Origin of the sequence: Pseudomonas sp. ANT_J28, from assembly GCF_008370005.1 — a bacterium.
Classification (GTDB): domain Bacteria; phylum Pseudomonadota; class Gammaproteobacteria; order Pseudomonadales; family Pseudomonadaceae; genus Aquipseudomonas; species Aquipseudomonas frigoris.
The window spans coordinates 63,144-79,669 of sequence record NZ_VOBM01000029.1; the positions used below are offsets into that span (position 1 = coordinate 63,144).

Annotated in this window: 13 protein-coding genes and 1 pseudogene; 3 read left to right on the plus strand and 11 right to left on the minus strand. The window is 57.8% G+C overall.

Annotation, left to right across the window (positions count from 1 at the left end; translation table 11 throughout):
* Nucleotides 1-16: 16 nt before the first annotated feature.
* The gene (locus FQ187_RS20045) at nucleotides 17-733 is read right to left on the minus strand and encodes an ABC transporter permease (protein ID WP_149630806.1); all 717 of its coding nucleotides are present in this window, start codon (nucleotides 731-733) and stop codon (nucleotides 17-19) included.
* Nucleotides 734-1,097: 364 nt separating this feature from the next.
* Here FQ187_RS20045 and FQ187_RS20050 point away from each other — a divergent pair, with 364 nt between their 5' ends.
* Nucleotides 1,098-2,681, plus strand: a complete 1,584-nt coding sequence (locus FQ187_RS20050) for a peptide chain release factor 3 (RefSeq protein WP_123365244.1) — start codon at nucleotides 1,098-1,100, stop codon at nucleotides 2,679-2,681.
* A gap of 276 nt (nucleotides 2,682-2,957) precedes the next feature.
* Nucleotides 2,958-3,203, plus strand: a complete 246-nt coding sequence (locus FQ187_RS20055; protein ID WP_149630807.1) for a hypothetical protein — start codon at nucleotides 2,958-2,960, stop codon at nucleotides 3,201-3,203.
* 107 nt (nucleotides 3,204-3,310) lie between these two features.
* Here the strand turns inward: FQ187_RS20055 and FQ187_RS20060 are convergent, their stop codons facing one another.
* From FQ187_RS20060 to FQ187_RS20100, 9 genes and pseudogenes are all read right to left on the minus strand, one after another.
* Nucleotides 3,311-4,291, minus strand: a complete 981-nt coding sequence (locus FQ187_RS20060; protein WP_149630808.1) for a peptide ABC transporter ATP-binding protein — start codon at nucleotides 4,289-4,291, stop codon at nucleotides 3,311-3,313.
* Nucleotides 4,291-5,259 (minus strand): ABC transporter ATP-binding protein, encoded by a 969-nt coding sequence (locus FQ187_RS20065; RefSeq protein WP_149630809.1) that lies wholly within the window; start codon nucleotides 5,257-5,259, stop codon nucleotides 4,291-4,293. Before FQ187_RS20065 ends, FQ187_RS20060 begins: the two co-directional genes overlap by 1 nt.
* A gap of 10 nt (nucleotides 5,260-5,269) precedes the next feature.
* Entirely contained in the window at nucleotides 5,270-6,181 is a 912-nt protein-coding gene (locus FQ187_RS20070) for an ABC transporter permease subunit (protein WP_095129563.1), read from the minus strand.
* 13 nt (nucleotides 6,182-6,194) lie between these two features.
* Nucleotides 6,195-7,205 carry an ABC transporter permease subunit gene (locus FQ187_RS20075; protein ID WP_149630810.1) on the minus strand — a complete coding sequence of 337 codons (1,011 nt, stop codon included), beginning with the start codon at nucleotides 7,203-7,205 and terminating at the stop codon, nucleotides 6,195-6,197.
* A gap of 74 nt (nucleotides 7,206-7,279) precedes the next feature.
* Nucleotides 7,280-8,875 carry an ABC transporter substrate-binding protein gene (locus tag FQ187_RS20080; protein ID WP_149630811.1) on the minus strand — a complete coding sequence of 532 codons (1,596 nt, stop codon included), beginning with the start codon at nucleotides 8,873-8,875 and terminating at the stop codon, nucleotides 7,280-7,282.
* Between the two features lie 78 nt (nucleotides 8,876-8,953).
* Nucleotides 8,954-10,375, minus strand: coding sequence for an OprD family porin (locus tag FQ187_RS20085; protein ID WP_149630812.1), 1,422 nt, complete (start codon nucleotides 10,373-10,375; stop codon nucleotides 8,954-8,956).
* A 173-nt stretch (nucleotides 10,376-10,548) separates the two neighbouring features.
* Nucleotides 10,549-12,150 (minus strand): ABC transporter substrate-binding protein, encoded by a 1,602-nt coding sequence (locus FQ187_RS20090; protein WP_149630813.1) that lies wholly within the window; start codon nucleotides 12,148-12,150, stop codon nucleotides 10,549-10,551.
* 309 nt (nucleotides 12,151-12,459) lie between these two features.
* Nucleotides 12,460-14,085 (minus strand): ABC transporter substrate-binding protein, encoded by a 1,626-nt coding sequence (locus FQ187_RS20095; RefSeq protein ID WP_056742905.1) that lies wholly within the window; start codon nucleotides 14,083-14,085, stop codon nucleotides 12,460-12,462.
* A gap of 259 nt (nucleotides 14,086-14,344) precedes the next feature.
* Nucleotides 14,345-14,655 (minus strand): annotated as a pseudogene (locus FQ187_RS20100) (ABC transporter substrate-binding protein); the annotation flags it as partial.
* Between the two features lie 145 nt (nucleotides 14,656-14,800).
* On the opposite strand from FQ187_RS20100, the gene FQ187_RS20105 reads away from it, so the two are divergent.
* Entirely contained in the window at nucleotides 14,801-15,151 is a 351-nt protein-coding gene (locus FQ187_RS20105; RefSeq protein WP_149630814.1) for an NIPSNAP family protein, read from the plus strand.
* A 308-nt stretch (nucleotides 15,152-15,459) separates the two neighbouring features.
* On the opposite strand, the gene FQ187_RS20110 is transcribed toward FQ187_RS20105, so the two are convergent.
* A complete protein-coding gene (locus FQ187_RS20110; protein WP_149630815.1) occupies nucleotides 15,460-16,176 on the minus strand; it encodes an SIMPL domain-containing protein in 717 nt (238 codons plus the stop codon).
* Between the last annotated feature and the right edge of the window lie 350 nt (nucleotides 16,177-16,526).

Genomic DNA, 16,526 nt, shown 5'->3' on the forward strand with positions numbered 1-16,526 from the left:
ATTCCTTTGCCGAGGCTTAAGACGGGCGGAGGCCGCGTTCGAGCCAGAGGCGGCTGGCGAGTGTCACCAGGCCGTCGAGCAGCAAGGCCAGCAGGGCGGTGCAGGCCGCGCCGAGCAGCAGTTGCGGCTGATTATTCAGGGCGATGCCAGGGAAAATCAGGCTGCCCAGACTGTTGGCGCCAATCAGGAACGCCAGCGGTGCGGTACCGACGTTGATCGCCAGCGCCACGCGCACGCCACCGATGATGATCGGCGCGGCGTTTGGCAGTTCGACCCGCCACAGCACCTGAGTCGGTGTCATGCCGATGCCGACGGCCGCTTCCTTGAGCGAACCCTGAACGTTTTTCAGGCCTTCATAGGTGTTGCGCACGATCGGCAACAGCGAGGCGAGGAACAGGGCGAAAATCGCTGGGCCGCTGCCGATGCCGAGGATACCCAGGGCGATGGCCAGTACGGCGAGAGGCGGCACGGTGTTGCCGATGTTGAAGATCTGCATGAAGCGTTCAGCGCGGCCCACCATGGTCGGGCGGCTGAGAAAGATACCGGCGGGTATGCCCACAACGAGGGCGGCCAGCATGGAAGCGAGGACGAGAATCAGATGAGCTTGCAGGTAAAACAACAAATCGTCGCGGTAATGTTCGATCGTGTTGATGCCAATCCAGTGGACCAGCAGGGCCAGAAGGGCGACGACAACCGCACCTCCTATCAGCCCTTTGCCATAGCGAATAGCCACAGGCAGACTCCTTTTTTCTTTGTCGGCGAACGCAGTCCCGTGTGGCAATGCCATTCCTGGCTGCCGGGAAATCAACGTTCGCGAGAAGCAGCTCTTCATGCTGATAAAACCGCATGAGATCGAGCCATAAGCGCAGCCTCGTCAGGCTAACTTGCTGATTTTTCAGCCCCTGGTACGAGTGCCGTAACAGGGAAGTGGACGTCTGCACCTTTTAAAAGGTTCCATATTTATCAGCATTTAGCCACCGTTGATCTCCCTTCAGGCCCGTCAATTGCCATTGGCGACAGGGCGAGCGGTGGTCCGTGGCACTCGGTTTGCGCTATACTCGCCGCCCTTTTTTGAATCACCTGCCAGGCGATTTCCCATGACCAAACAGGCCGCCGAAGTCGCGAAACGCCGCACTTTCGCCATTATTTCCCACCCCGATGCCGGTAAAACCACCATCACCGAGAAGCTCTTGCTGATGGGCAAGGCGATTGCGATTGCTGGCACGGTGAAATCTCGCAAGTCTGACCGCCATGCCACCTCCGACTGGATGGAAATGGAAAAGCAACGGGGTATTTCCATTACCACCTCGGTCATGCAGTTCCCGTATCGCGACCACATGATCAACCTGCTCGACACCCCGGGCCACGAAGACTTCTCCGAAGATACCTACCGCACCCTGACAGCGGTTGACTCGGCCTTGATGGTTCTCGACGGCGGTAAGGGTGTAGAGCCTCGAACCATCGCGCTGATGGACGTCTGCCGTCTGCGTGACACGCCGATTGTCAGCTTCATCAACAAACTCGACCGTGACATCCGCGACCCGATCGAACTGCTCGACGAAATCGAAGCGGTTCTGAAGATCAAGGCAGCGCCGATCACCTGGCCGATCGGTTGCTACCGCGACTTCAAGGGCGTTTATCACCTCGCCGACGACTACATCATCGTGTACACCGCTGGTCACGGCCACGAGCGCACCGATGTGAAAATCATCGAGAAACTCGATTCCGATGAAGCCCGCGCGCACTTGGGCGACGAGTACGATCGCTTCGTCGATCAGCTGGAACTGGTGCAGGGCGCCTGTCACGAATTCAATCAACAGGAATTCCTCGACGGCCAACTGACCCCGGTGTTCTTCGGAACTGCACTGGGCAACTTCGGTGTCGATCACGTGCTCGATGCCGTGGTCAACTGGGCGCCGAAACCGCTGGCCCGTGTCGCCAACGAACGCACCGTGGAGCCGGTTGAGGAGAAATTCGCCGGCTTCGTGTTCAAGATCCAGGCGAACATGGACCCGAAACACCGCGACCGTATCGCCTTCATGCGTATCTGCTCCGGCAAGTACGAAAAAGGCATGAAGATGCGCCACGTGCGCACCGGCAAAGACGTGCGGATCGGCGATGCGCTGACCTTCTTCTCCTCCGAGCGTGAGCAACTGGAAGAAGCGTTCGCCGGCGACATCATCGGCTTGCACAACCACGGCACGATCCAGATCGGCGACACCTTCACCGAAGGCGAAGTCCTGGGCTTCACCGGTATCCCGCACTTCGCCCCGGAACTGTTCCGTCGCGTGCGCCTGCGCGACCCTCTGAAATCCAAGCAACTGCGTCAGGGTCTGCAGCAACTGGCGGAAGAGGGCGCCACCCAGGTGTTCTTCCCTGAGCGCAGCAACGACATCATCCTCGGCGCCGTCGGTGTGCTGCAGTTCGATGTGGTCGCCAGCCGTTTGAAAGAGGAATACAAGGTCGAGTGCTCCTACGAGCCAATCACCGTTTATTCCGCGCGCTGGATCGATTGCAGCGATAAGAAGAAGCTCGAAGAGTTCAGCGTCAAGGCTGTGGAAAACCTCGCCATCGACGGCGGTGGCCACCTGACCTACCTGGCCCCGACGCGGGTCAACCTGGCACTGATGGAAGAGCGCTGGCCGGACGTGAAATTCCGTGCGACGCGTGAGCATCATTAAGCGCTGAGTCGAAACACCAAAAGCCCCGCAGCGAAAGCTGCGGGGCTTTTTTTTGTGCCCGACGCAATCCCCTGTGGGAGCGAGCTTGCTGCCACAGGGGCTTTGTCAATTTCGAAATAACCATTCGACCTAACCCCTATTCAAAACCAATCTCTCTGCCAACTGCATTCCGTCCATTCATTAGCGTCCTATCTGGAGAATGGGGTCAATCGGAACTAAATTTGATTCAGTGCCAGACAGGCATCTACGCTTCACCTATGAAGGATGGAATCGGCTATGAGCATTTTTCAACGCATTGTGCTGTTGTTTAAGGTTTTGGTGATGCTGTCCGTTGGCATGTCGGCGGCGTGGGCAGAGTGCCAGGACCCCGGCGAGCAGGCATCGAGCGGGCCGGTGACGCACACAGCCCTGATGATCGCCAAATCTGAATCTGAGCCGGGCGACCAGGATCAGGGTGGCAGCGCGGGCGATGACGACTCGACCACTGACGAACCGAACCCCGACGAGGATGAAGGGGCTTAAATAACAGGCAAAAGAAAAACCCCTTCTATCGGACTGATGCGCAGCCCAGGCAGAAGGGGTTTGGTTAACTCTACAAAAGCGCGCCTCAGTGACTGAGGCGCGTTTTTTTATGCCGCGCCGTCGAGGAATTGTTCCGCGTAGTGGCAAGCCACCTGGCGGCCGTCGAGCAGGCGCAGGGCCGGCTCTTCAGTGCTGCAGCGCTCGGTCGCGTACGGGCAGCGCTTGTGGAAAGCGCAGCCGGATGGCGGGTTCAGCGGGTTGGGCAGTTCGCCGACGATCTTGATTTTCGGCTTGTTCGGGTCCGGGTGAATGGTCGGGGTGGCCGACAGCAACGCCTGGGTGTACGGGTGCAGAGGACGCTCGTAGATGTCGTTCTTCGGGCCCATTTCCACCGGGCGACCGAGGTACATCACCATCACGTCATCGGCGACGTGTTGCACCACCGCCAGGTTGTGGGAGATGAACACGTAAGCGGTGTTGAACTCTTGCTGCAAGTCCATGAACAGGTTCAACACTTGCGCCTGGATGGACACGTCCAGCGCCGAGGTCGGTTCATCCGCGACCAGCACTTTAGGCTGCAACATCATCGCGCGGGCCAGGGCGATCCGCTGGCGCTGACCGCCGGAGAACATGTGCGGGTAACGCTGGTAGTGCTCAGGACGCAAGCCCACCTGCTTCATCATCGCCTGGACTTTCTCGCGACGTTCGGAAGCCGACAGGTTGGTGTTGATCAGCAGCGGCTCGCCGAGTTGGTCACCGACTTTTTGCCGTGGGTTCAACGACGCGTAAGGGCTCTGGAACACCATCTGCACGTCTTTGCGCAACTGCTTGCGCTGAGCCTTATCGGCACCGGTGACTTCCTGCCCGGCGATTTTCAAGGAACCGGAGGACGGCTCTTCGATCAGCGTCAAGGCGCGGGCCAGGGTGGATTTGCCACAGCCCGATTCGCCTACAACGGCGAGGGTCTTGCCGGCTTCCAGTTCGAACGACACACCGTTCAGGGCGCGCACGGTCGCATGGCCCTTGAGCAGGCCACGGGACACTTCGTAGTGACGGGTCAGGTCGCGGGCGGTAAGTACGACGGCCATTACGCCACCTCCTGATTCAGCGGGTAGAAGCAGCGGGCGAGGCTGTTGCTTTTCGGGTCAAGGGTTGGACGTTTCTGGCGGCAGGTATCCTGCACGTACGGGCAACGCGGCGACAGCAGGCAACCCTGCGGGCGGTCATAACGACCGGGAACGATGCCCGGCAGCGTGGCCAGGCGGGTGGCGCCCAGGCTATGTTCCGGAATCGCCTTGAGCAGCGCTTCGCTGTACGGGTGCGCCGGAATGTCGAACAGCTGAGGCACCTGACCCACTTCGACCGCTTGGCCGGCGTACATCACGCACACGCGCTGAGCGGTTTCAGCCACGACCGCGAGGTCGTGAGTGATCAGCACCAGGCCCATGTTCTGCTCTTTCTGCAGGGCCAACAGCAGGTCCATGATCTGCGCCTGAATCGTTACGTCCAGTGCCGTGGTCGGTTCGTCGGCGATCAGCAGTTTCGGTTCGCCGGCAATCGCCATGGCGATTGCAACACGCTGACTCATACCACCGGACAGTTGATGCGGGTAAGCATCCATACGGCTGGCGGCGCCCGGGATTTCAACTTTTTCCAGCAGTTCGATGGCGCGTGCGCGGGCTTGCTTACCAGACATTTTCAGGTGCAGGCGCAGCACTTCTTCGATCTGGAAACCGACGGTGTAGCTCGGATTCAGCGCGGTCATCGGGTCCTGGAAAACCATCGCCAGGTCTTTGCCGACAATCTGCCGACGCTGACGGTTGCTCAGTTTGAGCATGTTCTTGCCGTCGAAATTCAGGGCGTCGGCGGTGACGATCCCCGGATGTTCGATCAGGCCCATCAGCGCCATCATGGTCACGGACTTGCCGGAACCCGATTCGCCAACGATGGCCAGAACTTCGCCCTTGTCCACGGTAATGTCGAGACCGTCGACCACCGGAACGGCGTTCTTGTCGCCGAAGCGAACGTTGAGATTCTTGATTTCTAACAGTGACATTTGAATCTCCTCAGGCGGCGTTCTTGAGTTTCGGGTCCAGCGCATCGCGCAGGCCGTCGCCCATCAAGTTGATTGCCAGCACGCTGAGCAAAATGGTCAAACCAGGCAGACTGACGACCCACCAGGCGCGTTCGATGTAGTCGCGAGCCGAAGCCAGCATGGTGCCCCACTCAGGGGTTGGCGGTTGAACGCCAAGGCCGAGGAAGCCCAGTGCGGCGGCATCGAGGATCGCCGAAGAGAAACTCAAGGTGGCCTGAACGATCAGCGGCGCCATGCAGTTGGGCAGCACGGTGACGAACATCAGGCGTGGCAGATTGGCACCGGCCAGGCGCGCGGCGGTCACGTAGTCGCGGTTCAGTTCGCCCATCACCGCGGCGCGGGTCAGACGAACATAGGACGGCAACGAAACCACGGCGATGGCAATAATGGTGTTGATCAGGCCAGGGCCGAGGATGGCGACAATCGCCACCGCCAGCAGCAGGGACGGCAGGGCCAGCATGATGTCCATCAGACGCATGATGGTCGGGCCGAGCAAGCGCGGGAAGAACCCGGCGAACAGACCCAAAAGGATGCCCGGAATCAGCGACATCACTACCGACGACAAGCCGATCAGCAGGGACAGGCGCGAACCGTGGATCAGCCGCGACAGCAGGTCGCGACCCAGTTCATCGGTGCCGAGCAGGAACTGGATTTGTCCACCTTCCAGCCAGGACGGCGGGGTCAGCAGGAAGTCGCGGTATTGCTCGCTCGGATTGTGCGGTGCTACCCAAGGGGCGAACAGGGCGCAGAAAATCACCAGCAGCATGAACATCAGGCCGGCGACGGCGCCTTTGTTCTTGGAAAACGCTTGCCAGAATTCTTTGTACGGAGACGGATACAGCAGGCTTTGATCGACTGCTACCGCTGGAATTGAAGTGGTCATGGTCATAATGATCTCAGCGCTGGTGACGAATGCGTGGATTGGCAAAGCCGTAGAGGATGTCCACCACGAAGTTGACCAGAATCACCAGGCAGGCGATTAACAGGATGCCGTTCTGCACCACGGGATAGTCCCGTGCGCCAATGGCTTCGATCAGCCATTTGCCGATGCCGGGCCAGGAGAAGATGGTTTCGGTCAGGACCGCACCGGCCAGCAATGTGCCGACTTGCAGGCCGACCACGGTCAGCACCGGAATCAGTGCGTTACGCAGGCCGTGAACGAACACCACGCGCGATGGCGACAGGCCTTTGGCGCGGGCGGTACGGATGTAGTCTTCACGCAGCACTTCGAGCATCGAAGAACGGGTCATCCGCGCGATCACTGCCAGCGGGATGGTGCCGAGCACAATGGCCGGCAGGATCAGGTGATGCAGGGCATCGAAGAACGCACCGACGTCATCGGCCAGCAGCGTGTCGACGAGCATGAAACCGGTCCGCGGCTCGATGTCATAGAGCAGGTCGATCCGCCCGGACACCGGGGTCCAGCCCAGGGACACCGAGAAGAACATGATCAGGATCAGGCCCCACCAGAAGATCGGCATCGAATATCCCGCCAGGGAGATGCCCATCACCCCGTGGTCGAACAGGGATCCTCGCTTGAGTGCCGCGATCACCCCGGCCAGAAGGCCCAGAACGCCGGCGAACAACAGGGCGGCCATGGACAGTTCCAGGGTCGCGGGGAATAGGGAAGTGAATTCGCTCCAGACACTTTCACGGGTACGCAGGGATTCGCCGAGATCGCCGTGGGCCAGTTTGCCAACGTAATCCAGGTATTGGGCATACAGGGGTTTGTTCAGACCTAGGCGTTCCATTGCCTGAGCGTGCATTTCGGGGTCGACTCTACGTTCGCCCATCATCACTTCCACGGGGTCGCCTGGAATCATGCGAATCAACGCGAAAGTCAGCAAGGTGATGCCGAAGAATGTGGGGATCAATAACCCCAATCGGCGGGCAATAAAACTAAACATCTTGTGGTGTACCTCATCAGCCGGTTAGGCGTGCCTGGCGTCCCTGGGGTCAGGGACGCCGGGAGTTTTCTTATCTACTTCACCTGGGTGGTGGCGAAGTTATTAGTGGTGAGCGGGCTAATGTGATAGCCCTCTACGTTGTTGCGCATTGCGGTGAACATACGGGTGTGGGCCATGCTGATCCAAGGTTGGTCCTGGTTAAAGACTTCTTGGGCTTGCTCATAGAGCGCTGCACGTTCCGCCGGGTTTACTTTAGCCCTTGCTTCGTCGATCAGCGCCTGGAACTTTTCATTGCACCAGCGTGCGTAGTTTTCGCCGTTTTTGGCGGCCTCGCAACTGAGCATAGGCGTCAGGAAGTTATCCGGGTCGCCGTTATCGCCGGCCCATCCGGCAGACACCATGTCGTGCTCGCCGTTTTTCGCGCGTTTGAGCATTTCGCCCCATTCCATGACGCGAATATCGACCTTGATCCCGACCTTGGCCAGGTCTGCCTGCATCATCTGTGCGCCGAGCATCGGGTTCGGGTTGGTTGGACCGCCGCCGTTACGGGTGAACAGGGTAAACGTAGTGCCATCCGGCACGCCGGCTTCCTTGAGCAAGGCGCGAGCCTTGTCCAGATCACGTGGCGGATTCTTCAGGGCGTGGTTGTAGCCCAGCAAGGTGTCCGGGTACGGATTGACCGCCACGGTCGCATTGCCTTTGCCAAACAGCGCATTGACGTATGCGGCCTTGTCGAAGGCGATATCGATAGCTTTACGTACGCGCACATCGCTCATGTACTTGTGCGAGGTGTTCATGGCGATGTACGAGACGGTCATCGCGTTCAGTTCATCGACACTCAGTTTGGCGTCTTTCTTGATGCTCGGAATGTCATCTGGCTTGGGATACAGCGCAATCTGGCATTCGTTGGCTTTCAGTTTTTGCAGGCGTACGTTGTTGTCGGTGGCGATGGCCAGAATCAACGAATCAGCCGGTGGCTTGCCACGGAAGTAATCCGGGTTGGCCTTGAAGCGGACCTGAGCATCCTTGGCATAACGCTGGAAGATGAACGGGCCGGTACCGACCGGTTTGTTATTCAGGTCGCCGGTCTTGTTGGCCTTGAGCAACTGGTCGGCATACTCGGCGGAGTAGATCGAGGAGAAGGCCATGGCGATGTCGGCCAGGAACGGCGCTTCGCGGCGGGTCAGGGTGAAGGTGACCGTGTTGTCGTCGATCTTCTCGACACTTTTGAGCAGTTCCTTGAAGCCCATGCTTTCAAAGTACGGGAAGCCTACGCTCGACAGTTTGTGCCACGGGTGATTCGGGTCCAGCTGACGCTGGAAGCTCCAGACCACGTCGTCGGCGTTCATGTCGCGGGTCGGCTTGAAGTATTCGGTGGTGTGAAACTTGACACCTTTGCGCAGGTGGAACGTGTAGGTCAGACCGTCCTCACTGATGTCCCAGGAATCGGCCAGTGCCGGAATCACTTCAGTGGTGCCGGGCTTGAAGTCCGCCAGACGATTGAAGATGGTTTCGGCCACCGCATCGGCTGTGACTGCAGTCGTGTACTGGACCATGTCGAAGCCTTCCGGACTGGCTTCGGTGCAGACCACCAGGGGTTTGGCCGAGACGCCAACAGCGACACTCAGCAACGCGGCCGCGATGGCCGCACGTAGGGGAAGCATTTTCATCAAAGAACCCTCTGCAATCGGTTGAAGACAAAAAACCGAACGGCCAACTCGTCATGAGTCAGCCGTCGGTTGGCGTTTTTACAGGATGTTGAACGGGATGGTGGTCACGAGACGGAACTCGTTGATGTTGCCGTCAGCCTGATGTTCGCTGGCGCGGTGAGTGGTGTAGGTCGCGCGAATCGCGGTGGCCTTGAGTGGGCCGCTTTGTACGGCGTAGGAGGTGCCAATGCCGTATTCGTAGTGGGTTTCGCCGTCCATCAGGCTCAGGTCACCGCGTTGTGCGCCCGGATCGGTGTAGGCAGTGCCCCGGTAGTGTGTACCGTCAATACCCCAGCCCCGAGCCTGGTAAATGTTGAACTTCAGGCCTGGCACGCCGTATTCGGCCATGTTCAGACCGTAGGCGATCTGGAAGGACTTCTCGTTAGGGCCGTTGAAGTCCGACAGCAGGGAGTTGGCCAGGTAGATGCCGTTGGTTTCGTGCAGGTAGTCGAAGTACTCGTTACCGTTCACTTCCTGGTACGAGAACGTCAGGCTGTGGGCCTGGTGAGTCAGGCCGAGCGACAGCGAGTAAGTATCGTTGTCGATGTCGCCCATCAGCTTTTTGCCGGTGTCTTTGGTTTTGTAGTAGTTCAGGCCGGTGGTCAGGCTTACTACTTGGCTGTCACCCAGTTCGTGGGTGGCCCCGAAGTAGTATTGGTTCCAGAAGTCTTCGACGTTGGCGCCATAGAGGCTGGTTTTCAGGCTATTGAACGGCTGATAGTTCACACCTGCGGTGTAGACCTTGTCAGTTTCTACGCCGGTGGCGGAGTACTCGCTGCGGAATTTCGACAGGCTCTGCTCGGTTCGTGGCGAAACGCGGTCGAAACCGGCCAGGTCGAACGACAGGTTGTTGAATTCTTCGCTGTGCAGGCTGATACCTTCAAAGCTCGAAGGCAGCGGACGGTTGCCGATCACGTCGACGATAGGCGTGCTGAAGTTCTGGCGACCGGCGGTCAACGTAGAGTTCGAGACACGAAATTTTACGTTGGCCAAACCCAGTTTGCTCCACTGGTCTACGGCGTCACCGGTGGAGTTTGCCAGGGTGCGGTTGGAGCCTCCGGCGATGTCTTTACGATCACGGTCCAGCGCGATGGCGTTGTAGGCCGCTACTTCAGTGCTGACGCCGACAGTGCCTTGGGTGAAGCCCGAGGTGTAATTAACGATGGTGCCCTGGAGCCAGTTGATACGACGTTGGGTATTGGTCTTCGGGGCATTTGGATCGTGCTTCACGCTGTCTTTCTTGTAGCTGAAGGTGTCGTCACGACGTTTCAGTTCGTTGGCATACCAGTTACGCGTTGTGCCGCCCAGGCTTTGTCCATCGATAAAGCCTTTGGCCTCGCTTTGGGCGCTACTGCCGGCCAATGTGGTAGGGACGAACTCCTGACTTGCAGGTTCTGCGTACGCTGTGGCCGTGATGCTGCTGATGGCCAAGGCCAATAACGCGGTGCTACTCAGTTTCATGGGGTGACGCTCCTTTCTTTCTTTTTTTAATGCCGGTCTTTTTTGGTGATCCGGCTATTTGGTTTAGAACTCGTTCAAGGCATCGCAAACGTTTGCTGTACGCCGGATTGACGAATTACGGCAATACGCTTGCGTGAGGGCGAAATCCGCCCCCAGCGTTTCTGACTAATCGGTTATTTTTCTATGCTGACGCCCGAGAACACGTTCCGACCGAAAGGACTCACCTTGAATCCTTCGATTTTGGCGCTCAACGGCTGGTTAACCGTCGAGTGGGCGACTGGCGTAATCGGCACCTGCTGCTTGAGGTACTGTTGCGCCTGTTTGTAGAGCACGGTGCGCTGGTCACGGTCGGTGACGACCTTGGCCTGCTTGATCAGCTTGTCGTAAGCCGGATCACACCACATGGAGTAGTTGTTGCCGCCAATGGCGTCGCAGCTGTAAAGCGTGCCGAGCCAGTTGTCCGGGTCCCCATTGTCACCGGTCCAGCCGATCAGGCTGACGTCGTGCTCGCCGTTCTTGGTGCGCTTGATGTACTCGCCCCATTCGTAGCTGACGATCTTGACCTTGAGGCCGATCTTCGCCCAATCAGCCTGGAGCATCTCGGCCATCAACTTGGCATTAGGGTTGTACGGGCGCTGGACCGGCATGGCCCAGAGGGTAATTTCTGTGCCTTCCTTCACGCCAGCAGCCTTGAGCAGTTCCTTGGCTTTTTCCGGGTTGTAGGCGGCGTCTTTGATGGTCTCGTCGTAGGACCATTGGGTCGGTGGCATGGCGTTGACCGCCAGTTGACCGGCACCCTGATAGACGGCGTTGAGAATCCCTTGCTTGTTCACCGCCATGTCCAGCGCCTGGCGCACTTCGAGCTGGTCGAAAGGCTTGTGGCGCACGTTGTAGGCGATGTAACCGAGGTTGAAACCGGGCTTCTCGATGAGCTTGAGTGCCGGGTCGTTCTTCAGCGCGGGTACGTCGGCGGGGCGCGGGCTCAGGGTGATCTGGCACTCATTGGCCTTGAGCTTCTGCACCCGCACCGAAGCGTCGGTGTTGATCGAGAAGATCAGGTTGTCGAGCTTGACCCGGCTCGGGTCCCAGTACTGTTTGTTGCCGGTGTAGCGGATGTTGGAATCTTTCTGGTAGCTCTTGAAGGCGAACGGGCCAGTGCCAATCGGCTTCTGGTTGATGTCGCTCGGCTTGCCTTCGGCCAGCAGTTTGTGGGCGTATTCGGCGGACAGGATGGCGGCGAAGCTCATGGCGATGTTCTGGATGAACGCGGCGTCCACGCTGTTGAGCGTCATGACCACGGTCAGAGGCCCTGTCTTCTCGACCTTGGCGATGTTCTTGTTCAGGCTCATCCCGTTGAAATACGGGAACTCGGTCGGATAAGCCTTACGGAAAGGTTGCTGTGGATCAAGCATGCGATTGAACGTGAACAGCACGTCATCGGCATTGAAATCACGGGTCGGCGTGAAGTATTTGGTCGTGTGAAATTTCACCCCTTCGCGTAGGTGAAAAGTGTACTTAAGGCCGTCCTCGGAAATATCCCAGCGAGTGGCCAGGCCTGGTACGACGTTGGTGGCGCCTTTTTCGAACTCTGCCAGTCGGTTGTACAACGGCTCGGCGGCGTCATTGTCGGTCGCGGTCGTGTACTGCGCGGTGTCGAAGCCAGCGGGGCTGCCTTCGGAGCAGAACACCAGGCTGTTATTGGCGGCCTGGCTGATGGAAGTGGCGGCCAGCAGGCTGGTGCCCAGCAATGCGGATAAAACCAAGGTATGGCGCATGACGCTCCCTTTTCTCTTTCTCTAAGTGTTTTTCAATGACCCGCCGTCCCATCCGGGGACGTGGAGGCATCATTGATCTCAAGCCATGACAGGCAGCAATAGCCGAGAGCCCACGCACGAACGGGTCAGATCCCGACGGTAGGAGCCGTGGGTCTGGCAGTAAATGCGTAGAGTCCTAAAGACTCGTAGGAAAAGGCAACGCGTCCGAAACCACTGCTGTAGTGCGCAGTGGAATTGGATGTCGGAGGATTCCTACACTCTCGGCAGATAAAGCAGCGGCGACGTTAAAAACGTCGCCGCTGCAAAACCTTATTTGCTGACGCTGACGCCGTAGAAGGAGTTCAAGCCAAACGGGCTGATCTTGAAGTCCTGCACGTTGTCGCGCATGGGTTGGAACACCGTCGAGTGAGCGATAGGTGTCATTGGAACGGCATCTTTGAGGACGTGTTGCGCCTGTTTGTACAGTTCGGTGCGCTTGGACTGATCGGTCGTGCGCTTGGCTTCTTTCACGATGCCGTCAAACTTCTTGTCGCACCACTTGGAGAAGTTGTTGCCTTGCAGCGAATCGCAGCCGAACAGCACGTTCAGCCAGTTGTCCGGGTCACCGTTGTCGCCGCTCCAGCCAATCAGCATCGCGCCGTTTTCACCGCCTTTGGAGCGCTTGATGTACTCGCCCCACTCGTAGGTCACGATCTTGGCCTTGATACCAATCTTGGCCCAGTCGGACTGCAGCATTTCAGCCATCAACTTGGCGTTCGGGTTGTAAGGACGTTGCACCGGCATCGCCCACAGGTTGATCTCGGTGCCTTCCTTGACGCCGGCTTCCTTGAGCAGCTCCTTGGCTTTCTCAGGGTTGTACGGCGCATCCTTGATGGTGGTGTCGTAAGACCACTGGGTCGGCGGCATGGCGTTGACGGCCAACTGACCAGCACCTTGGTAAACGGAGTCGATGATCTGCTGCTTGTTGACGGCCATGTCCAGTGCCTGACGCACTTTCAGTTGGGCCATCGGGTTTGGCTGATCGCTGCCCTTGATCTTGTCCATCACGTTGTAGGCGATGTAACCCAGGTTGAAACCAGCCTGGTTAGGCACTTTCAGAGTCTTGTCTTCCTGAAGAGCCTTCAGGTCGGCCGGACGTGGGAACAGAGTGATCTGGCACTCGTTCTTCTTCAGCTTCTGGATACGTACCGACGGGTCGGTGGTGATGGCGAAGATCAGGTTGTCGATCTTGACGTCGTCAGGCTTCCAGTAGTCCTTGTTCCCGGTGTAGCGGATGTTGGAGTCTTTCTGGTAGCTCTTGAACACGAACGGACCAGTGCCGACCGGCTTCTGGTTGATGTCAGCGGCTTTGCCCTCTTTCAGCAGCTGGGCGGCGTACTCGGCGGACTGGACGGAAGCGAAACTCATGGCCATGTTCTGAATGAACGCGGCGTCGACTTCTTTCAGGGTGAACTTGACAGTTTTGTCGTCGACTTTATCGATCTTGGTGATGTTGGTGTCCATCCCCATGTCGGTGAAGTACGGGAATTCGGTTGGGTACGCCTTACGGAACGGATCATCCTTGTTAATCATGCGATTAAAGGTGAACAGCACGTCGTCGGCGTTGAACTCACGAGTCGGCTTGAAGTACGGGGTGGTATGGAACTTGACGCCTTCACGCAGGTGGAAGGTGTAAGTCAGGCCATCATCGGAGATGTCCCATTTGGTCGCCAAACCAGGAATTACGGCGGTGCCGCCGCGCTCGAACTGAGTCAGACGGTTGAACATGGTTTCTGCAGAGGCGTCGAAGTCGGTTCCGGTGGTGTACTGACCAGGATCAAAACCGGCCGGGCTCCCTTCGGAGCAAAACACCAGGTTAGTCGCCGCTTGGGCGAAAGGTGCGCTAGCTAACAAGCCTGCGCCGACTAAAAACGGAATGACCGCGTGTTTAAGCATGGTGGCCTCATGATTTGTTGTCATTTTTGGAATTAGAGGACGACCTCGTGAGTCGTGCCTGCGGATACTTATGCAGGGGCCATACCCAATGCAAGATCCTGAGCGACCACAGGCGTTAAACAGTGGCACGAACGTACCTTAATGTCGCATATGTATAAATCCAGGCGCATTTGACCGTTTGCGCAGGTTTTTTTCAGTGCAAATCGCGCACCGACAGAGGGCGTCCGGGGCGCCTGGCGCACCCGGTTGGAGCGAGGTGTTACTTATTTATACCCACACCATAGAAGGGTGTGAGGCCGAACGGGCTGATCTTGAAGACGGTCACTTCCTTGCGCAGCGGCTGGAACACCGTCGAGTTCGCAATCGGTGTTGTTGTTTAAGGATTTGTTGTGCCTGTTGGTACAAATTGACCCGTTGCTGTTTGTCAGTGGACACTTTGGCTTGCTGAATCAATTTGTCGTACGCCGGGTCGCACCACTTGGCGTAGTTGCTACCTTTCACCGCGGCGCAGCTGTAGAGCACGCCGAGCCAGTTATCCGGGTCGCCGTTGTCGCCGGTCCAGCCATCTATGGTCGTCGATTTTGTCTACGCTCTTGATCGTTTTGTTCAGGTCCATGTCGGCGGCAGGTAAGTGAGCACAAATCCCTCGTTAGATATAGGCGAGGGATGCATGCTCGTAAGGCAGGAGCTTGAAATCCCACATGGAAGATTTGGAATGACTCGAATTGTTGAAATCCTGATGTACACCTTGAAACCGGGATCAGGACTGGATTTCCATCGAATAATGCAGGAAGTAAGCGTTCCGCTTCATTTAAAGGCGGATGTGGATGTCGTTTCTTATGGCGGCTCTTTGCATGACGATGATAGCTATCATTTGATTCGCTCCTATGAGAGCGAGAGCCATCGCCAAGCTTCTCAAGATCTTTTTTACTCAAGTACTGAGTGGAAGCAAGGTCCGAGAGCAGGCATCATCAGCCGAATTGAAGTCAGTACAAAGACAGTTATGGCGCTCACTCAAGATGCGATTGATACCATTAGAGCTTCCCGTAAATCTAACCAGGGCTGATGCTCAATCAGCGTAGCCATTCACTAACAATCACGGGGTAGTCGGTGAACCGTGTGCTGGACACCATCGATCCGGTATAGACCGCGTTAGCGTTCATCGTCGCAACGCCGCCCGAAGCAGGCTCGCCCCCACAGGGATCGAGTGTGTACATGGATTGTGTGCACGATACAGATCAAATGTGTGCGAGCCTGCTCGCGATGACGGCGGATCAATCACCACAAAGTCATCAGACCCACCCCAGCTTCCGCCAGGCAATAAAAAACGGCGATCACTTCGGTGATCGCCGTTTCTGTGTCCGTGTTATCGAATCACTGCATCAACACTTCAATCGAACCATCCGCCGTCATGCTGACCTGGCTGGTGCCCGCCTCAACCTCTGGCGTCACCGGCGCCGAGTCCATGCTCGCCGTTTTCATCATCATCGGCCCACGCATGTACGGCTGGGGATATCCGTTGCTGTTCAAGTTCAGGTTAACGATTTTGTAACCCTTGCCGCCCAACGCATCGGTCGCCAATTGCGCACGGGCTTTAAACGCGTTGACGGCGTCTTTGAGCAGCGCATCTTCACTGGCCTTGCGGGTTGATGTGGCGATGGCGAAGTCCATCCCGCCCATTTTCAGGTCGGTGAGCAGTTCGCCGGTCAGTTTCGACAATGCGGCGAAGTCGGAGCTTTCCAGGCGCAGTTCGGCGCGTTCGCGCCAGCCGGTGATTTTCTGGCCCTTGGTGTCGTAGATCGGGTAGCTGTTGCGGCTGCCCTGGCGCAGGGTGACTTCCTTGACCTGTTTGGCCTGGGCCAGCGCTTTGTTCATGGTGGTGCTGACGTCGGCGGCGAGTTTGGCCGGGTCGGTGTTTTGTTCTTCGGTGTAGAGGGTCACGATCATCAGGTCGCGGGCCACTTCCTGACTGACTTCGGCGCGCAGGGCGATCTGGTTGTAATGAAGTTCGTCGGCGGCCAGGGCCGGGAGGCTGGCGACGGTGCCAACGCTAAGGGCAAGAAGGGCGGCGCTGCGGCTGAAACTGTGCATGAAAACTCCTTGGACGTTGCGCAGGGGTTAAGGTCCGATCCTGCGTGAAACCATCTGACTCTAGCTTTTATGATCCGGTTCGCACAGTTACAACTTCTATACAGATCGACGCGATCCTGTGTAGCAGCTGCCGAAGGCTGCGTTCGAGCGCGAAGCGGTCGCCATTGGGCTGACGCGTTTACCTGAAGGAATGAGGTCTCAGGTTTTACGAGCGCTTCGCGCTCGAACGCAGCCTTCGGCAGCTGCTATGTATGGACTCGCCCCCACTGTCTACCCGCTTTTGAAAAACCGCCGCCCCGTTGCATCTATGTATCAGGCCTATTCGAAGAAGCCGTCTTCGGCTTCTGGCC